9 protein-coding genes are annotated in these 21355 nt (G+C 38.4%); all 9 read left to right on the forward strand.

All coding sequences use genetic code 11. The features are described from left to right. The 9 genes from Aba26S_RS15670 to Aba26S_RS15710 all read left to right on the forward strand — a co-directional run bounded on the left by Aba26S_RS15670 (position 1) and on the right by Aba26S_RS15710 (position 21259). Entirely contained in the window at positions 1–801 is an 801-nt protein-coding gene (locus tag Aba26S_RS15670; RefSeq protein ID WP_216078040.1) for a hypothetical protein, read from the forward strand. Between the two features lie 25 nt (positions 802–826). Further along, positions 827–1789: a hypothetical protein gene (locus Aba26S_RS15675; RefSeq protein ID WP_005005795.1), complete on the forward strand. Its 963-nt coding sequence runs from the start codon at positions 827–829 to the stop codon at positions 1787–1789. A 12-nt stretch (positions 1790–1801) separates the two neighbouring features. After that, positions 1802–2638, forward strand: a complete 837-nt coding sequence (locus Aba26S_RS15680; protein ID WP_043973308.1) for a hypothetical protein — start codon at positions 1802–1804, stop codon at positions 2636–2638. 5 nt (positions 2639–2643) lie between these two features. Next, positions 2644–3834 (forward strand): hypothetical protein, encoded by a 1191-nt coding sequence (locus Aba26S_RS15685; RefSeq protein WP_043973309.1) that lies wholly within the window; start codon positions 2644–2646, stop codon positions 3832–3834. 12 nt (positions 3835–3846) lie between these two features. Beyond that, entirely contained in the window at positions 3847–5088 is a 1242-nt protein-coding gene (locus Aba26S_RS15690; RefSeq protein WP_043973313.1) for a hypothetical protein, read from the forward strand. A 208-nt stretch (positions 5089–5296) separates the two neighbouring features. After that, entirely contained in the window at positions 5297–12583 is a 7287-nt protein-coding gene (locus Aba26S_RS15695) for an LPD1 domain-containing protein (protein ID WP_043973314.1), read from the forward strand. A gap of 83 nt (positions 12584–12666) precedes the next feature. Beyond that, complete coding sequence (locus tag Aba26S_RS15700; RefSeq protein WP_005028677.1) at positions 12667–13326, forward strand: hypothetical protein; 660 nt, start codon at positions 12667–12669, stop codon at positions 13324–13326. A gap of 265 nt (positions 13327–13591) precedes the next feature. Beyond that, positions 13592–20818 (forward strand): LPD1 domain-containing protein, encoded by a 7227-nt coding sequence (locus Aba26S_RS15705; protein WP_252322558.1) that lies wholly within the window; start codon positions 13592–13594, stop codon positions 20816–20818. 9 nt (positions 20819–20827) lie between these two features. Continuing rightward, positions 20828–21259, forward strand: a complete 432-nt coding sequence (locus tag Aba26S_RS15710) for a hypothetical protein (protein ID WP_005005806.1) — start codon at positions 20828–20830, stop codon at positions 21257–21259. Positions 21260–21355: the final 96 nt, after the last annotated feature.

Genomic DNA, 21355 nt, shown 5'->3' on the forward strand with positions numbered 1-21355 from the left:
ATGAGCATAGAAAGCCAAAACATAGCATTGTCTCAAGAGCCTACAACCTTTGTACCAGAAGCTTTTGTACACTCTATTAACTACTTTTGTCAGACCTTAGAGAACACTTTTCATTTTGATAAGCGTTCACTCAATTTCTTTGAATCAGGTACACCAAAAGAATACGGCTTGTATCTTACTGAACAGCATTGCCTTGTTTTTTTGAATGCTTGCAGTAGTGGCTATCTTGGCGAAACACGCAAAGTTACCAGCTTCACCGCTTTTGTGCTTTTAAATCAAAAAAATAATGAATCTGAAATGCTCGACATCACGTTAAACGATCCAAAACGTGTAGAGGAACATTTCAAAACTGCGTCTAAAGATCAGATCAATATTTACTTAAAGAACGTGCATGAATTAAGTAATTTTCTGAAAAATAAGTACTCGGATTCAGGTTTTTTAAAAGATATTGTGACTGAGGAAGGTTTTTCTAAAACCCTAAAGCCATTGGTTTTACAGGAATGCTTAAAAGAGGAAGTAGAGCTAATTAATACTTTAATGTGTTTGGTTAGTACTCAGTTTATATATATTACGACAGCTATTATTTTTAAGCGTCCTATTTTAAAAGAATTCATAAAACTATGTTTAACCAATGAGAAGTATATACTACAATATGGTGAAGAATGGTATTATGATTCTATATATAAGTTCGCTAAAAGGATATATGAGTTAAAACACCTTATAGCTACCTTATATTTAAGTAGTGAAGCTGTAGTAAAAGATGTTGTAGTGCTTTGCGAACTTGCTTCTAAAAAACATTAATCATAACTCTTTTAAAGGGCTAGATATGCGTAACAATCACAAGAAAGCTAAAAGGCTACAACAAGTTCGGGGCAATGTTTTAAGGACTAACCCTAATCTACAAAATGTTAAGCCAGCTTTTAAAACTAAAAGTGCTTTAAGCATTTTTGTTGCTACCGTTGTTGGGTGTTCAAGTGCTATTGCAGTTCAACAAAGTTCCGTTGCTTCTGTTACCAGTAATACTCAAAACATGGGTAACTTAAACATCGCAACATCATCGACCATTGCAAGTAGCTCTGGTGGTGATACGCCTTTGTCGAATTCAAATAGCGGATATTATTCGTCTACCAGTTCTAATTCGTCATTCAACTCTACTGCTGCTGAAAACAACTTCATGGCGGTTAAAAAAGGTGAACAAGCAGCTGCTCAAAACATTCAAACCAATATTGAATCATGTGCAACTGATGGGATCGGTAAAGTCGTTAAAGACAACTTAGATCTACAAATGACGGTTTGGGGTCGTCCAATCGATATTAACAAAATGTTCAGTCCAGCTAGTCAAGGTGGCTGTTTTGCTGACATCGGTAAAATCATTGACCTTTCTGTGACTATTCCATCACTTGATACAATCATCAATGCAGCGCAACAAATGGTTGTCGATTACGCGACTAAAAAAGCCTGTGACGCAATGAAAACTGCAAGTACTGAACTTGTTGGCCCATTGAATGATGTTATAGGTGAAATCAACAAAGCGGGTCAATACACTGATGTATCGGGTGCGCTTGGTACTGCTGTGAATGGGCAACTTGGTAAACTTGATCCTGGTCTAGTTATGCCTAGCGGTGCTTTTGAGGGTGGAGATACTTATACAATCAATGGTAGTAGCTCGACTGGTACAGTTTCTTATTCAACTGATCAAAAAGCCAGTACTAGCACACCGTCTAACGCAAAAACTTCAAGTTCAGAATCTACTTCTGTCACCCAATCAATTAAAGACTTTTTCTCTTAAGTTGGGGGTGGTATGAAAAATAGAAATAATCTGCGTAAAAGAAGAATTACTGTTAATCAGTTTTCACCTGTTAAAGCAATTGCGGTGGGTACTTTAACGGTTGGTCTATTATCCGTACCACTTTTTACCAATGCTTTTAGTCTTGGCACTATCCTTTCTGAGCTTGCAATACAAGCTCAGCAATTGATGGTACGTTCTGCTGTGCGTGTATCTACTCAACAAACAGCGGTCAGTGCAAATCAAATTGTTGATAACCAAACGCGTGATTCAGAAATGATCGTTGCTGGTATTCAAAGTGTCGATAAAAATATTGAGATCAAAAAAGCGATTTTAAATTCTGGTACGAATGCTGCCCTCCCTGATTCAGCTTTTTGTACGGCTCTTGAAGAACGTGAACAAACCGATCTCAATAGAAACTTAAAAGACTTTAACGTTTCTAAATACATGCAAGACGTTTCAGGGAAACTTTTCTCAAATTCAACAGATGAAGCAACCTCACCATATGCGTTTCACTTGGCGACCTCGTGTGGCGTAGAAGAAGCAAAAATGGGTGTCTGTAATTTGATTCCAAATGGTCTGCAGTATGGCGACATTGATACTGCTTTTGTTTTTTCTCGTTCTCGACTTTCTGAACAGCAAGCGACTGTTGCATTGAACTACTCGGCAATTGCATCTAACAACGTTGTTCCAGTCGGATTGATGGAATGCTCTTCATCAACTTGCGTTGATTTTCAAAATAAATACATGGCTGGAAGTACTCTTTCATCACTGGCTAACTATTCGGTGGCTAATAATGTGATGCAACGCACTACACCAAACTCCAATGCTTCAGCCAAATTCTTTGAGTAATGACTATGAGAAAGCGTAAAAATACTTTAAGACAGCCTAAAGGAAAATCAAAGTTTGTACCTGTCATTTTAGGTGCAACTTTGGTGATTAGTAGTCCTGTTTTTGCTGAATGGGCTACGGTTGGTTTGGGTACGATTATGAGCGAGATGTCTTCTCAGATTCCTAAGCATGCAAGCAACCAAGCAAATGATATTCAAAAAGTATCTCAAAGTACCCGTAGAAAGTTAGATGATTCGACTGAAAACATCGTTGCAGCGCTTAAAGTTGCGGTGAAGCAAAAGGCGCAAGCTGCTAACCAAATTACCGATGCGACAACTAAAAACACCCAAACTATTGCCACTGGTATTCAAGCGCTTTTACAGTCAGATACCATGAAAAAAGCACAATTTGCTTATGGTGCCAATACTGGTCAAGGCTTTAAGTCTTGTGAGGTTTTGGCTGAAAATACAAATATGTCGAGTGCATCTGGTCAAGTGATTGATCAAGCAGCTGATATGGCGACTCAAACTTCTCAAGTCGGCGGTAAATTAGTTGGCTCTCAACAGGAAGTGATTAATCAACGCCTAAACGTGCATAAAGCTGAATTCTGTACGGTTGCTGAAGCACAAGCTGGTCAATGTACGTTGTCTAAATTACCGGGTGGCGATACCAATGCTTCCCTACTGTTTAAGTCTGTTGCACCTGGCTCAAAAGAAGCTCTTGCAAGACATTACGTGCGTGAAAACATTTTAGGTACACCAGATAAATCATTGTCTACTGCAACGGCACGTACTCCAGCTGGTCGAGATTATTTGCAAGCGACCAACCAAAAAACAGCTTTACTTGCTATGCCAGCGTATAGCTTGGCGGTTATTGACGCGCAAAATACAAAATCATTCAAAGATATTGACGGCAAAATGGTGTCTGCCAACGATTTGATCGACCAAACAATCGCACGTTACTACGGCGGTCCTGAAGCTAAAAAATGGCAAATGGCGATGGCGATGCAAGATCCACGCGGTCTACTTAAAGAAGCCAATATCATTAACGGCGTTTCTGTTTATTTAGATCTTCAAACTTACAAGCAAAGTTTGCGTGAAGAAGGTTTATTGTCTGCATTACTTTTAGCGAAATCTCAGCCGATAAAAGATGATGTGAAAACGAAATACGGCCAGTCAGTGAAAGTTAAGCTTTCACAAACTATGCCTCAATTTTAAGGAGACTAAATAATGCGTACTCCGAAAAGAACATCACGTAAAGTTATGAAAGCGCCACAAGCGCACGGCTCTCGTTCAAAAATTAGTGCACTCGGTTTAACCCTCGCCCTCATTAGTGGTTCTGCATCTGCTTATTACTGTGCTTCCGTGGGCAACCCGATGGCAGTAAATACCTTGAATATGCTTCTTCAACAGGCTGATGCGGTGGAAAGCGCTGCGTTACGTGCGTTGGACTCAAACTTATCTTTGGGCATTAAAAAGCAACAAGATGATGTGACGGCAGCGATTAAGATCCTGACGAAACAAGAGGCTGTATCTGCTCAAGGTATTTCAGATAACGCACATAAAAACGCACAAAGTCTTGTAACGGCGTACCAAGCTGTTAAACAAAGTGAGCAAATGAAAAAAGCTCAATTTGAGTTTGGTGCACATGGCCAAGCATTTAAAGCGTGTGAAGTTTTAGGCGATCGTGAACAAGCTCAACAAGACAATAAATCTGCTGATAGTTCAATTTTAAATAAAGTTGGCTCTGAAGTGATTGCTGCGCCTGGTGTCTACATGAACCCTCACAAAGCACAAGAAGCTATGTTACAAGCTCATAATGAGTTTTGTACCACTTCTCAGGCTGCGTCTGGACTATGTGGTGCTGCTGGTGAAAATGCTAGTCTAAGTTTACAAGCTTCAACTTTATTCACGACTGCAGCGCCAGACACGGCGATGGCTCGTGCTCAAAATGCATTGATCAACAACATGGTTGGTCTACCTGATGCCCCAATTGATGGAAAAATTGCGAAAACATCTGCTGGTCAAGATTATGTGATGGCTAAACTGTCGAAAGATGCTTTAACTTCTCCAGCAATTACCTCTTTGAAAGCAATTCAAGCGCAATACTCCCCTGTTGCTGGTGGTGGTACCAATAGTCATGATTCAAGTACCAAACTTGCACCGATGCAACACTTGGAAAAAAGTGTCGCTCGTTATTTAGGTTCAGGGCAAGATTACAAAGACTTTGCTAAATCACAAGCGATTAAAGATGAACGTGGTTTGATGGTCGATGGTTTAATTCAAGGTACTGAACGCTTGAACTTGCAATATCAACAATACAAGTCAAATGAACGTAAAGAAGCGGTATTGGCTGCGCTAGTTTCTGCTGAAAGCAAATTATCTGACGGCTCAATTGAAGTGACAGATCGTTCTAAGTCTACGGGTAACATTCGTAGGATTGCACTTGCACAAGCAATGGCAAGTAAATAGCCTGATTTTTTCATTATCAGACTGATAATGAAAAAAACTTAAAAAAAGGGATGGTTTTAAGCCATCCCTTTTTTTTGTTTAAAACCCTTTTAGATAGTTTCTTTATATAAATTCTCTTATAATCTTTAGTATATACCGTTCAAAAGTAACCGATGGTGCTTTGATATTTTAATTAAAAGATGCTTATACATATTGCCATGGAGTTTATATGTCAACTAAAAAGAAATGGTTGGATCTGAGTAGCTTTGGCGCTCAACTTGTAGTAACCCCTAAAACTGATTTAAGAAACCAAGCAGCCATTATTAAGATTAAAGATGTTGAGCTTTTAGAGAAAAAGTTGAACACATCCTTAAACAGCTTCTTAACAGGTTTAAAACAGACTGGAAAGTTTGTTTATATCACCAATGAGCAAAATAACGACCTTAGTTTTATGTATAAGAGTTCGCAAGATAGTCTCTCTCTTGCTGACATAAAATCTGTTTTTCCTTACGACTCTAAAAATGACCTCATTGAAATGGATATGTCAGATATATATCTGCAAAACCCAATGAGTAGTGCTGAAAAAAACCAGTGGCAATCCCTATTTGAACTCAATAATCAAAAGTCCGTTGTGCTTTACCAAGCAAAACAGCAAAAACCGTTTGCCCCAAATACAACCATTATGGGTGCGGTTAAACAATTCAATAAAGCAGATTTAGGCTGGAATAAGCTACCGACATTACTGCAGTCAGTAGATCCATTGCCGTTGGCTGATTTAGACAATTACGGGTACCAAGCAGATAAAACACTGACTCGTTATTATGTTGATAAAGAAGCAGCGCTAAATGCTGGACTCATAGAAGATACGATAGAGCCTATTGAACTAAGCAAACAGCTAGTGATTTCGGTTAATTCAGGCGGTGAAGTACTTGCCCTAAAAGATATTACGCAAATCCCTGAGCTGACCAATTATAAAATATCTTCACATCCAGCATGGCCAGCGTATAACAGCTTACCGAAGCAATTTATTGATATTCGAGAGCTGAATAAGGGGCTGAATACGAGCATTGATCCAATTGTGAATGCGCTCAGATCGGATGATCATGCCGTTAATCACCAAGGATTGATCAAGCTTCAAACCTTAGTCACGAAAATCAATGACTGTTTGTATTCATACGAAGAAAACAGCATTCCGTCAGCATTGGCACCATTTGGTATAGAAACAACTGCGTTACAGCTGGTGGACAATGATTGGAAAGTTTGGGAATACAACAACCAAACTTTAGATGTAGAAGAATTCGACCTTGCCGATAAGATTAAGGACCTGATTCAAAGCGTTCAAAATAATATTAATAATTTAAGAACATTTGATCCCTACTCTATTGGTGATAGCAGTTTTGATCGTGAATTAATTTCTGAAAGTTTGGATGACATCGGTACAAGTTTAGAAAGCTTGGATCTCAATCAAATTAAGCAAACCATACCGCCTGAACCTAAGGTTCCAGTAAAACGTTTGTTCAATCGAATTGATCACTTTTTTAGACACACCAAGTTTAAGCCGAACATTCCAGAACCAGTCATTAAGGACTCTTTGACTAAACTCGCTTTAATGCGAAAAATTAAGCAAGAATACCTACAAAAAATTGCAAAGCTCAAAGAAGAACGTCAAGCCATTGTTGAAGCGAAAGCAACACATACCATCAGTGAGCGTATTGAAAAAGCGGTTGCGATTCAAGTCGCTGTTGCTACTGAAAATGCGTATGTTTTGGATCAGCAAGCCTATGACGATCAAGCTTATGAAATGGAATTGGCATTAAGTCAGTTAAACATTGCTTCTACGCGTCTGAACAATCTTTATGATAGTTTTTTTGATTCAGTGATAGACCGTGAAGAATACGGCACGGATCTTGATAACTTCCTACAAAGCGTTGTCACCGATGATGAATTGCAAGATGAAATGCAACGTCTATTGGATGAAGCGAACGAGTTTGAAGCTACTCACACCTCAAATGACATTGACATTTATCATTTCAACGTTGATCTAGGTGAAGAACCGAACGGGCTTTGGAATGAAGCTGTTAACCAGTTTGATGTGGTTCATTATTATGATGAACAAGATCAAGAGTTATCTGCAGTCGAAAAGTTTGAATATTCTATTTTGGGATATTCACCATCTCAAGAATCTGCAATGCCAGATTTTAACGATATGGTGTTCTCGAATGCTGTATCAGTGCTGGATAACAGTATTGAGGACATGATTGCGACCAGTGCTGAAAATGTAGGTAAAAACTACTTTTCATTTCATCAGCAAATGCCTCGTATTCTTCAACAACTGCATAGTATTAATAGCCAATTTACGGCGCTTGGTGATGGTGATGCCCATAGCATTGCATCACAATATTTATCAGATGAAAGCTTAGAGCGATTCTATAACCTGTTAGAACAGGACGGTAACTACAAGGGTTTTAATAAGCGCATCGATGTGGCTCATGTGCTTTCTGAGCTGAGTAGCAATATTGGCAACAATCCTGACTCCCCTATCCTTAACCGATTACCTGATATTAGGTCGCAACTCAATCATGCGATAAATGAAGAATTACGTGTACGCACGAATCCTGGTAATGCACTGGCCAACGCGATTGTTTTTGCTGCGACCAATGAAGTTTTGTCTTTAAAAGAAACACTCGAAAAAGATGAAATCTATGTGGTAGACAGCTTTCAAAACTATCTGCCTAAGGTGATACATAAAGACCACTTCAACTCAAATACACAAGAACAGCTTTTTGCCTTAAATAAAAAGGTCGCGGTAAGTATGGCGTATAAGCGCTATCTACAAGACTTTTATCAAAATGCCGTGGGTGAAGAGTCTAAATCTGAGGCGGTTATTGCCATTATTAATAATGAGCACAAGCATATTTTGACGGCACTAGGTTATCTAACACCGACCTACAATGAAGTCACGGCACCAAAAGACTCGAAAATTGAAAATGTCGTCACGTTGACTGAAGAAGCGGTAAAAACCTACCTAGCTGAAGGTAACGCTTTGATGGTTGAGCCTGAAGTTAGCGCACGTTCTTTGGCGGTGTATAGCAGTACGATAGCATCTGATCAGAACTTCATTCGCTTACTACCGATGGATCTAGGTCAAAAGGTTAGTTCATTACAAAAGCAAAAAACCATTATGATTAATGGTGCTTCTTCGTTTGAACATATCCTGAGCTCTAATCCGATCAGCAAAAACAAGCTGACCTATGATGACCTTAAGAATGTAATTCTTAATCGTATTTTGACCAAGGAAGCGGTACCGAAATATGAAAAAGGCTTAAAGCTTGATATTGAAGTTAAGAATGTCTATGAGCATGCATCAAGTTTCTTGCCACTTGAAAAGACCGATGTTAACAGTGAAAATGACTTTGGCAATCTCTTTAAACATGGGCTTGTGCTTGAAGCATTACAATCGACTCCAGACTCACTCAAGAATGGATTTAACCTCAACCGTGATTTAATCAATTCTGCCCTACTGCAGTCATTTGAAAATCGTTCTATTGAAGAATGGACGGCACTAAAAAATAAATCCCTCGAGACAAAAACGGGATCTCTTTTAAGCATTATCACCAATCCAGAACGTATCAAAGAGTTTGAGTTTCCTGAGATAAATTTTTATCTCACGGTTTCACCAGCTGATGAACAAAAGCACGGTGCGATTAACTTATATTTCAGCGGTGAACAGATTCCGTCTACCGATCGCTTAATCGTTAAATCAAGTCTGAATGACTTAGCTGCAGACGATAAGGCGCTGTTTAAAGCTTTGACGCTTAGCAATGATTCAGTTTTAAGTACGCAAGAGCAAATGCAGTACTTGATCGACTCATTAGAAAAACGCTATCAGATCTTCCAGTCGATCGAAAACCTACACCTTAAAGAAAAGGTATTGTTTAACCCTGAGTTGGACGATTACAAGGCATTAACTTTGCGTGATGCCGATAATCAATACATCGATCCAACGGCGAAACAAGATCTAATCGATTTTGTGAAAAGCAATGATGTGATGACCAATGTTGATTTGATGAACGTCTTTACCGACTACATCCATCAAAAAGAAATGGATCAAGCGTTTGAAAACGGCTCCAAAATTATTGTGGCCAATGACGGTGCTGATTTAGTGATTTCTGTCATAGATAAAGACACACCAGTTTTACAGCATGATCAATTACGGGTTTTTGATAATGTTGAGCAGTTTGCTAAATTCAACGAGCGTGGTGGATTGTTTAAAGACTTCCAGTTAAACGGGATAAAAGCGCATCTTGTGGACCAAGTATTAAATGATCTTGGGTTACGTGAAAACATACTGCAGACAATCAAGGTGCCATTATCACCCGGTTTTGAAAATATTGATGTTAAAGGCCTTAATGAGATTGTGGCTGTTAATATTTCAACATTGGTCAATAAAATTGATTTTACCTTTGGTGAAAAGCTACTTGAATCTAAAGACCGGTTCGATCTCGCGATTAAAGTTGCCGATGATCAATCTCCGTTAAAACTGGCCATTGTGAATAATGCCGAACATCAGCAATTTGTTGATCAAGGCTATAAAATTCTTCCTACGCCAAAGCACCCGAACTCTAAGAACTTCTTAATTACTGATTTTGCAAAATCATTCAAAAAAGCAGAATTATTTAAGTCTCGCGATCAAGTATATAAACCTGAACATATGGTTCAAAGCGCACCTGTTGTAGAAGTTGCCCAAGAACCATTGGTTGAAGAACCGATCGTAACTGAACCTGAAGTTCAAAAGCCTACTGAACCAGAAGTACAGGAAGCAACGGTAGAAGTTGTAGAGCCGACTGAGCCAGTTGCTCCAGAGCAAACATCACTGTTTGAGTCTGAGGGTAAGCCTGAAGCTGAAGCACCAAAAGAGCCAAAAACAACCAAACCGAAAGCCACTGAGTCACGTTCTGAAGTTGGACTTATTGAAGATACGGGTATGAAAATGCCTGGTGCGAAAAAGGATCTGTATGGTCCACGTTTATCGCTCAGTCAGATTCAAGATATGTCGCTTTTGCAAGTCAAAAACCTAATTACGCGTGACAAAATTTGGAAAAAGGAATCGGTTTTACAAGCAAAAGAAGCTGGTCGAGATATTTACATTCACTTGCTGACTGACGCTGTACGCAAGATGACGAATGATCAGCCACGTTATCCGCTTGAAAATGCCACTGAAGAACAGTTTAAAAAAGTAGGTGCTGGATACTATGACGCTGTTTTAAGTATGCGTGATGCTTTAATGGAAGCAAAAACAGTTCGTGAATTTATTCCTAATGCATGTGATTTATACGTTCGTTTGAATGAAGACAAAGATCTGTTCACGGCGTTTAAATCATTAGATCGGTCATTATTTTCATTGGTAGAAAGCTATGCTGAATATGCTGCCACTGACATGATTATTAGTTCTGAATTGGCGAAAACCGATAGTAGTGAAGCACGTAAAACGCTCACTGAAGCACTTCATCATTTAAGGAAAGAGTTACCGCCAGTTAAAGGCACCTACTCTATCTATAAAAAAATACGTAGTGCGATTGATGCCAAACCGTTCCAAGACAAAGTAAAAGCGACTGTTACTTTTAGAAGTGGCAACATTATAGATTCGAGTACGCTATTTAGCAGATCTGATGCTGGTCTATCTGAACAGGTCATGGATCTGTTAACTGCTAAAAAAACCAAAGACGCAACTGCAGAGAATGATGATACTCAAGAAGTCTCGTTATCTGAAAAGAATGTATCGCACATTGTAGATGACACGGCGAGTACCTTAGATGCCCTATTCAAAGAGTATGCTAAGCCTCGTACTATGCGTAAGGCATTCAAGCTCAGTGATGTGGTTGTGACGGAAAACATTGCTTCACGTAATGGCCAAGATGTTACAGCACATACCTTGCAAGCGACCTTTGGATTTAAAGCCGTAGAGTTTGGCGAGTACTTGAACCAGAGCGATCGTCAAATCGCGTTAAATAACGCATATGACGGTTGTTTCGCTCTTGCTAAGGCACTTGATATAGATCCGAAATTTGTTGGCTTTAACGGTATGTTGGGTGTTGCTTTTGGTTCGCGTGGACGTTCCGCTGCGATGGCACATTATGAGCCATCTAACCGTGTGATTAACTTAACCAAGAATTCAGGTTTTGGCTCGTTTGGTCATGAATTTTTCCATGCCTATGACCATCTCATTTTTAGTGCGATGACACGCAATCAACCAAAAATGATGATGGAAAACGTACAGCCTTATCTAACTCGTTTTGCAGAATTGAATAACATTAAGTCTGAGAAGTATGCCAACATTAACCAAGATTTGTTGCAAGCTGCAGCCAAAGTAAATCAAGCGATGTATTACTTGCCAATGAAAAAGGATGACTCGATAGAAGTACTTCGCACGAATCTTGAGAATCAAGTCAAGTTTTATGAAACCAGCATCAAAACGATTTTGGATAAAACATTGGTAGATCAACCTGACATTGTTGATTTGTTTACGCCAGATAGAGACAGCATAAAAGAGAAAATTAATACGTTTATTGCGGAACGTGGCAAGTTGCATACTGAACTATCTTCATTGATTAACTTCGCTAATCGTCATGAAGATCCTGAACTTTTCCAAAAGGACGCCATACAACATAGACGTTATATGCACGTTGCCCAAGGCTTGCATAAGTTCTTGTCTGAAAATGAGTATCCAATCCCACGGACTGAGCTCAACAAATATATCTCGCAATCTCGTTCTGAAATTGATCATGATCGTGTCTTTGCAGCGCAAGTACTTGGTGCAGCGAACAGTACAGTCTTTAGATCAGTTGTATTCCGTGATTATCGACAAATGTTGCGTAGTCAGTTTGCGATATGTGCACTCGACTTCATCAAAGAAAACAGCCCTAAACCATTGTCAGATGAACACTTAAAGTTAATTTCTTTAAGCTTACAGACGAACGATCGCTTAACATCAACTAATCAATCTCAGCTAAAAACTGATTTCTACAAAAATGCGATGGTATTAGAGGGCTTAACAAGTGCTAAGAAGCCGTATTGGACGACCGCACATGAAATGTTTGCCCGTAGTGGTGAGCAGTACTTACAAGTGACCTTAGCAGAAATGAACTTGCGTAATGATTGGCTTGTTTACCCATGTCCTGAAGGTGGTTCATCTTCTGTAACTCAACCGCATGGTATAGAAAAAGATGCAATCATGAAGGAGATTCGCGAATTTACGGTGAAAGGCCTGGACTATATTCAGGAAAATATTGCTGAACTGCGTTTTGCTGATCATCAGCAGTATGTCAGAAATGCAATGCACTTCTTCCAACCGGGTACAGATCAACATGAGAACCTAGTTAAATGGAATGAAGTCATTAATGAGATGTCACAAGCTGAATACGATGAATATTGGACTAAGCTCATGACCAACATTGAAGTACAAGCAGATCCAGAATTAAGCAAACAAAAGAATAGCGATCCTGAATTGGCACTATAAGCAATTTTGAGATCTTGGATGCTATCCCCTGTGGGTGGCATCTTTTTTTTATTTAAATCTTATAAATGGAATCAGGGGGCGCTATGGCAATAGCAATTCCAAAGCAATTTGCTGGTTTTGGTCTAGCAGTTGCAATTATATCTGTGGCTAATCATTTCGGATTGGTCGATCTCTTTGCTCAAAGTGCTACACGGGCAATATCGAAACAAGCTCAATCAGTAGAGTCAGCCAATCCAGGCCAACCGAATGAACCTGAAAACGGTCTACAAATGGCAAAAGACTATGCTGAACATCAAAAAATGGTAGCCAATAGTGCAGCCATGCCATTTAAAAAAGAAGTGATTAATGTTTCCAGTATGGAAAACACACAACATTTTGGTCCTGTTTCAATGGAATCTCAAAATGTTGATACTGTGTTTATCATTCGAGATAAGGCCACTAAAAGGTTACGAGCCGTTGTTCAGGTACCCAAAAAGCAAACTGTCAATATATCTCTTCCAATTGGTCAATACACCATTCAATATGCCCAAAACAATTATATTAAGGATGCTCCATGGCAAGGATTAAATAAGTTTTGGGGATACGGCACTACCTTTTTAGAAAGTAACCTTGAGCATAATGTTACCTTGGTCCAATATCCGAATAATAGTGGCTACTTTATTCGTGGTACTGGAATTATTGTAGGTGTAGAAGATGGCACCCAACCAGACGAACTCGCTAAAAACGAATTTGTTAAAATGTAACCATCAGCTTTAAGCAAGATGTCACCTATACGGTGGCATTTTTATTTATAAAAAAAGAAAGAATAGTGCACGGTTTTAGATGGTTTTATTAAAAATGATAGGTATTTAAACAGTGCTATTTACTCGGTATATACTATTTTAAAGAATAACGCCTAAACCCTCCCTCAAAGTTAATTTTTTAGTTTAATATAAGCACATATAAGTACTCGTAAGAGTCGTTTTAAAGTCTTGGATCATGCTATGTGACCAAGTAGGAGACTATAAAGTGAATGAAGTTAAATGGCCTAATTTAACTGGTCTTGGTGCGCGTCTTGTAGTATCGCCAGCCAACAATTTTCGCCCAAAAACGGCGATGCTTGTTGTTAATGAATTTGAGCAATTCAAAAAATCTATTGAACAAAACAGTTCTAAGCAATTTGAACAAGTGTTAATGGATGCCCATTTTTATGAAGTGCAAAATGATGATGGTATTCATGCGTACTACTATAAGAACCCGGCAAAGTCTGGTATCGATCTAAACGATCTTCAGAAGGTCTTTCCAGCGTTTACCAACGATATGAAAGTACCGACTAAGCAAGAAGATATTTATCTCACCAATCTACCGTTTAAGAAGAACATTCCGAACTGGAAAAGTTACTTCGCATCAGCGACCGAACGCCTTTCTGCTTTCCCTGAAGTGTATGTCAGTAAGCTAAACAATGGATCTAATATCCTTGATACGCTGAAAACCAGTCTTCAGGAATCGAACAAATCCTACTTGGCTCAATTTCAGTCTTCAAAAATTCCTTTTAATCGTCTTCAAGATTATGGCTATGAAAATATCTTCTCTAAAGTCTATCTAGATGAAGAATCGGCGATGGCCAGTGGCGAAAGTCTAGATAATCTAGCCAAAATTAAGTTGTCTCCATTTGCAGTACCCGTCAATTACGAAAAAGATGGTTCGTTACTGATTATTGATGACTTGCGCCATATTCCTGAAATCTTTGCTCATGATCCGTATGAAGCATTGGGGTTAAATGACAATATTAACCTGGTGCATTTTGCTCATGAATACGAGTCCACTTTTAATCAGCTGATTGAGCATGGCCGTGGCAACAGAATGTTTAACATGAGCTTTAAAGATGTTGATGCTTATGTACAAAAATTAGCTTCTGATCTTGTTGTGATAGACCGTGTGTTTAATCAACAGCAATTGCCGTATCCAAAGCTATTAGAATCAGCTAAACAAGGTATTCCAGCTTTTTATAAAGATGAACACGGCACATGGATGGCGTCTAAACAAGGTATTGAAACACGCCTTGTAGATAAGATGGTGTATGACGCTGCCATGCTTCGCCATGATGTCTTACAACAAATGGTACGCCAGATGCCAACAGGTAAAGTTTTCTTTGCCGATCTGAGCCAAGAGTTCTCTGAATTCTCTGTAAACATCGTTCCTAAGTTTAATGCGCTCTATGATCACCAATCTGCTGAAATCAAACAGCGTAAACTAGAAGAACAACTCAATGAATCAAATGTTAACGAGATCTTGAATGACCTTGATGTTAATTTTGAGGCAACTGAGAAGGCATCTATTACTGAGTCTGATCTACTCAACATTGCAAATGACCTCCCTACTCCAGAAATTGATGATGTTGCCGTACTTAAAGAGCTCTTAAAGTTTCCTGAAGAATTATTGGATGCAAGAGGCAATGACAAGGTGCGTGATTTCGCGCCGTCTATGCTTGAAATTAGACAGATCTTGGATGTCTATGTCATTCCTAAGGCTACTGAACAAGCTCAACAAATTGAGAAGCAATATAGTGATTATCTAAATCAGAAATATGCTGAAATTCAAGATGTCGTGCGCTCAGCTACACAAACAAAAAACTTCAGCGTAGATGATATTCAAGCGATCTCTGACGAAATCGACACACACAATGTTGAGATCTCAAAACAGTACAATGAAGTTAAAAAAGTCTTATGGCAAAGTGAAACTTTGGTATCTGGCATTACGTCTGCAACAAATACCTTTTTGTTTAATAAAAACAGCTTCTACTACGCTAAAGATGAAAACGGCAAATTTGTAGGTTTTGAATCTGAAGTAGAAAGCAATCAACATAAAGCGGATCTGTTCAAATTACTATCTAAGCAATTCGACAATCAATTGGTTTCAATTAACACGCCTGAGCTTCAGGAATTTGTGAATAATGAAACTGCAGTTGATATGTTGATGTCACGCACGAACAATTATGTTGAGCAAAATATCAATGATTTTGTTGCTGGTGATTTTTCTGCGCCTTTAGAGCTAGAGCAAGATGTACAGCGTTTAGAGTTAAGCGATCTGTGCACGGCTGATCTTGCTAATAACGATAAATTAGCTTCAGCGTATTTTGAAAAGTTTACTCGGCTTCTTGATGAATCAAACTTTGATGAAGCATTTTTAAAACAATCTCTATCACAAACTAAAAGTGCGTCATTCTTAAAGAACGGTGTAAATGAGATTTTATTCCGTAATTTATTGGTGCCAAATGCAAGTGAAAACTTCAATCGTAAGACTAAATCTGATTCTGTTCCTGAGGATATTCTTGCTAAAACTTCATCACATACAGATGGGTTTAGTCTGGACCGTCAGTTCAATCGCTTTGTTGAAGTTCAAAGCTTCCAAAAGGCATTAACAGCCAAATATCCGCAACAAGACTGGTCATTTATCACAAAGGATGACCGTGGCGAAAACATCAAGTCGATTGCTGAAGATATGCAGTCTGACATGGAAGAAGACCGTAAAGATGCAAAGGATCTGTTGTCGAGTATCGAACGTCAGTTTTATTCTAAAAATTCGACCTTATTTGTCTCGAACATGGATCTCGCTGCAGATGAAATCTATGTTCAGATTAAACCAACGGGTGACATTGACGATTTAAAAGTTAAAACCGTTAAATCAAATGAATTTGATGAAAACAAACATTTTTCATTGTCTACCGATGGCTACAAAGCAACAAATCAAGCGTATGCGAACATTGCCAAGTATTTTGTTGAAAAAACCCTATATCTAGAAGATGGCGATTATGACAAGGCACAAAAACTAGCTGCCTTAGTGATTGCTGGTGAAGATAAAGAGCTCAAACAAGAAACTAAGAAAGTCTTTGGTGTAGAGCTGACTGCAGATGACTTGAAGCAAGTCCAAAGCATGCAGTTAGAAGATGGTAAGCTCCAGTTAAACAAAACTGCCCTACCGAACCACAACTACAACAACATTCAGCTATTCAACTATCTGAACCTGATTGATATTAATCAGCGTACAGTTTTTGGCAAATTTGATGTTGAAGTACAAAAAGAATTTGAGGTGATTAAGGATCTTCTCAAACCTAATGTAGCTTTTCAGAATAACGTTAAATATTTTTCTCTAACAGCTGAAGAAGAGAACGTACAGTTCAATAGTGAATCTGAATACTTTAACACTCAGCTAGAAAATGCTGTAAAGCACTATGAAGATCACCACGGCGCAATCAAGATCCCTGATCATGATTTGTTTATAACTGTGTTTCAAAAGAATGATCTTCAGTATATACGCCTCTACAATCATAAAGACAAAAATGCGCCGTTTATTGGGCATTCAGTTTCCCTAGATGCCAATATACATAAGGCTACTGGCTTTAATGATAGAGATGCGGTTAAAACGTCTGCGAATGCTTTGTTTAAGTTATCGACTTCACGCAACAGCATGACGTTTATGCCTCCAGCTAAGTTCACTTTTGAAAAATATTACGAGTCAGATCTCAACTTCTTCAAAGCTAAAGATAGTCAGCAAACTTTAATCAATAAAGTGTTTACGTCTTTACCAAACAAGATGTTCCAGTACATTTCTGATCATCCATCTAATTTCAACTCTAAATTAGATTTCATCAGCAATCTTAATTCTGCAACATACGAAAAGTTTGAGGATCTTAGCTACGATAAAAAACCGAATGAAGTCACTGAGCTTCTGAGCAACATCTCTCCAGCGTACACCTATGTTATCGCTCATGTAGATGGCCAGACAGCAATCATGCCTAAAAACTTAACCAAAGTTTTTGATGTTCAGGCATTTGAAGAAGTTCATCCGTTTGATTTGGTGAACTCTAAACTTCAGAAAAGTGATCTTAAAGAACTTTTTAGCAATGGTATCAATGGTGAACCTGATCCGTTCATTAATAAGCTCAAATTTAGTGTTGTATTAAACCGTGTAGGTAATCCAGAACTTGAGGATATTCAGCCTAGATTTATGTTAGAGCAGATCGCCGTGAATGAGGCGTTTGCAGAAAAATATAAAACCTTAACCGCTTTAAATGAAGTCAATGCCGTCATGCTTGAGCATGTCAAAGCATTACAAGATACGATTAAACAGGCTTATGCTGAGCATTTTGTAGGTTCCAACCCTAAAGTTCACCAATACAAGTTGCTAAACAAATCATCTCAACAAGATGAAACACCGCAATTGTTTATGGTTGATACGGACTATGAGCCTCAATTAACTGCCGTGCTTCTTCGTATACCGTCTCATGACTATCAGTATCAATTGATTACTGGTTTTGATGATGTAGACCAGTTTAGTCACGAAATCTTAAATGCTATCGAATCTAAGGTTAATTTCGGTACCACTTTAGAGCAATTAGCACTATCTAACTTGCCTGAAATTCAGATTAAACACAAAACTGACTTTGAGAATAAACAGTTAGCAAGTTTGCATTTCCAAACTTTGATTACGAATACGCTTGGTGCTCTATACGATCAAACCGCACACATAAAGCCGTATATCAAAACTGAAAATCACAAATTGTTTTTGGCCATCAAGCCATCGACCGACAATGAATATGCATCGGTTAAACTTTTTGGTGATAAGTCCGATATTCACGGTGATTACAAGTCTCTGTGCGTTTTTCCTGTTAAAAGTATGCGCTCAGTTGAAGATGTCTTACAACTTCAAAACCGTGTGTTTACTGACTTCACGTTTATCGATCAATTGGTACCAAAAGACAAATATGTGCCTGTTGATGTAAAGGTAGAGCCAAGTGACTCCCCTGCTATGTACTTAGGTGATGTAGGTGCCAAGTTTGGCGGTGCACATAAAGATCGCTACGGTGAATACATTTCATTGGAATATATTTCAGCGACATCAGCCGATCAAACAGCTACGGACTATCGAAAAGCAAAAATCGTTGCAAATAAAGAATTCCAAGCTTGGTACACCAATACGCCACTCGGTATTGATGACAAAATATTCGTAAAGGCAATGTATGACTACTGCCCAACTAAACCGTTATTCTCTAAAAATGCGTTGATGCTTGATAGCCAACGAGCGACAGAATTACGTGCGTATGTGGCTGTTGTTTCTAACATCAGAAATTTGATGGTAGATACTCAAGAAGAGTTGATTCATGCGGTAAGAAACAATAAAAGCTTATCTGCTGAAAGTCTTGGTATGACTGATCGCCAACGTAAAGACTATATCGGGCTTTATAGTAAAGGTACCAAGAACAACTACAAAAACTACTTCGAATTGCTTAGCAATTTGAATGAGTACTACATTATGCCAGAACATACAGGCGGTATCAGTGTTCAGCTTGAGAAAATCATCGAAAAAACGATTGATAAAGAACTCAGTGAGATTCTATCAACAGGTAAGATCTTTGATTTTTACGGTAAGTCGAAAGTCACTAAAGATGTGAGCGATGCGATCAGCAACATGCAACGTACTGGCTTATATTCAACTGTGCTTGAACCATACGTTCTGAAAAGTGCGATTGAAAGTGGTTTAGTTAAAGCTGAATCTGCACCTATTTATGTTAAAGATCCTGTTGCACCAGTTATAGAAGCAACGACTGAAGCTGTGAATACACCTAAAGCACCACGTTTGCCGTCATTTACCAGTGAAGTGAAAAAACTTGAAAATGGCTTTGTGACTGAAAAAGTCCAATCAAGTATTTACGGATTGTTAAATTACTCTCGTACTGGTCCTGATCATCGCCAAGGTGCCGATGTGGATTCATTCAAGCTTAAAGATGACTTTTCTATCCGTGGTGTTGAAGTAGGCAATAAAGTTAGTCCTGTGGCTCAACAGTTGGTTAATGCCGTGTATGACTCATTGGCTGACTTAAAACAACTCATGGGCTTTAAATCAAACAATGGTTTATTGAACTTGGGTGTTGCTTTGGCTTCACGCGGAATTAAAGGATCTGCAGCGCATTTTGAACTGTCTAAGAACGTGGTTAACTTAACTCGTGATAGCGGATCTGGAAGTTTGGCTCATGAGTATGGCCATGCGCTAGATGCACACTTGGGAATGTTGGAAAAAGCGGAAGTATATAAAAATCACGCTCAAATGAATCGTTCTGTACTTCAGGACTATTATGAAGACATCCCTAATTTTGAGATACCAGGTGCACGACACTTCTTATCAAATATGTTGGATGCTGGATACTCCCCTGTTACTGAGTCCGGTCGTGCTTTTGAAAAGGTACATCGTGCGATGATGAATGAGCCAGTTCAGCCAATGAAAAATTACGGTCAAGTACTTCATGAGAATGCTGAGACTGCAATCAAGGCGTACCACACTGTTGCTGATTCAATGCATGATGAAGTGATTAAGAATAAAGAGAATTATCCTAATTCTACGCGCAAAACCTTAAACAGCTTCTTTGACTGGCACCAAAAGCACTATGAAGATCTCATTCGCCGTCAGTTTGAGAAAATTGAAGAGTACTTGAAGAAGTATGAGCGTGAATATAAAGCTGATACAAACCTATCTTTCTTCAGTACAGTTCAAGACAAGGTGGATGTCATTGTCTCTAAAATTAACACTGACATTAATGCTATAAGCTTTAAGTCGTTTGAGCGCTATCAGCAAAAACTTAATGATATGCGCCAGCCAGAACATCATTTACCTACAACCGGTTTGGAAGAAAAAATTACAGGTGTTGCGAACGCAGCGAATGTGGATTTAAAAACACTATCGCAAAACCTATCTGAATACTTGATAGAGTCATCTAAATACAAGTTCTATAACCTGGTAGAGAAGTACATGCCTGAGGGAGTTAAAAATCCTCATACTCAAATGCAAAACTTCTTTGATAAGTCGCAAGACGTTGAAGTTAACGTAGGTGATATTCGTTTTAGTGACAATCTATCGCGTTATAAAAAGGACTGTTTAAATATCGACAGTGCTGAAAATCGTGCAACGCCGTATTACGCGACCAGTACCGAAATGTTTGCTCGTTATTTTGAGACTTATTTGTACTCTAAAGTTTCAAATGAAAATGAAATGAAAAACTCATTTTTAATTGACGGCTACCCTACCGTACAACCTAAAGGTTTAGAGTTTGAGATCTGCAGAAACTTGACTGAACAATTAGTCGAAACTTGTGTGAATGAAATATTTGATCAAGATCTGCAAAACGAAAATACCCAAAAAATTATTGCTGAAGTTTCGATTGAAAAAGAAAATGAAGCTGACCAATTAAGACTTGAGATGTGAGATAACTAAATGCAATACGAAAATATTCATGAAGCAAAAACGCCACTTAAAAGCATGATTACTCGTAGTCATGCCTATATTCGCCTGTTGGTAGAAAAAAGTATGGCTGATGGTATTAAGTTTAAATATCACAACGGTAGACGTTTAACTCAAATTGATGATCCTGAGCGTGTTGTTTCTCAAATCTTCCCTTATTTTTTCCGTTTAGTTTTCTTGGAAATATCAACTTATTACGGTCAAACATTTGATGGTCTTAAGTTTCATTCTAAGAAACGTGCAACAGGAACATTGCAATTAGAGGTCAGTATTCTTGAAGACAAAATACCGAACCAATTAGAGTTTTTCACCTTTATTAGTTACGTTTTTAACTATGGGTTTTTAAAAAATCAATTCCATGAAGACTTAACCCTTTTAACCAAAGCAACAAAGTTTGCCAGTTAAAAGTTAGATCCATTTTAAATCTTAGATTTAGGTATATACTAAAAATAATTTTTAAATATTTTAGGACTTACGCATTGACGGATTCAAAAAAGTATT

This window comes from Acinetobacter sp. NBRC 110496 (genome assembly GCF_000876115.1).
GTDB lineage: Bacteria > Pseudomonadota > Gammaproteobacteria > Pseudomonadales > Moraxellaceae > Acinetobacter.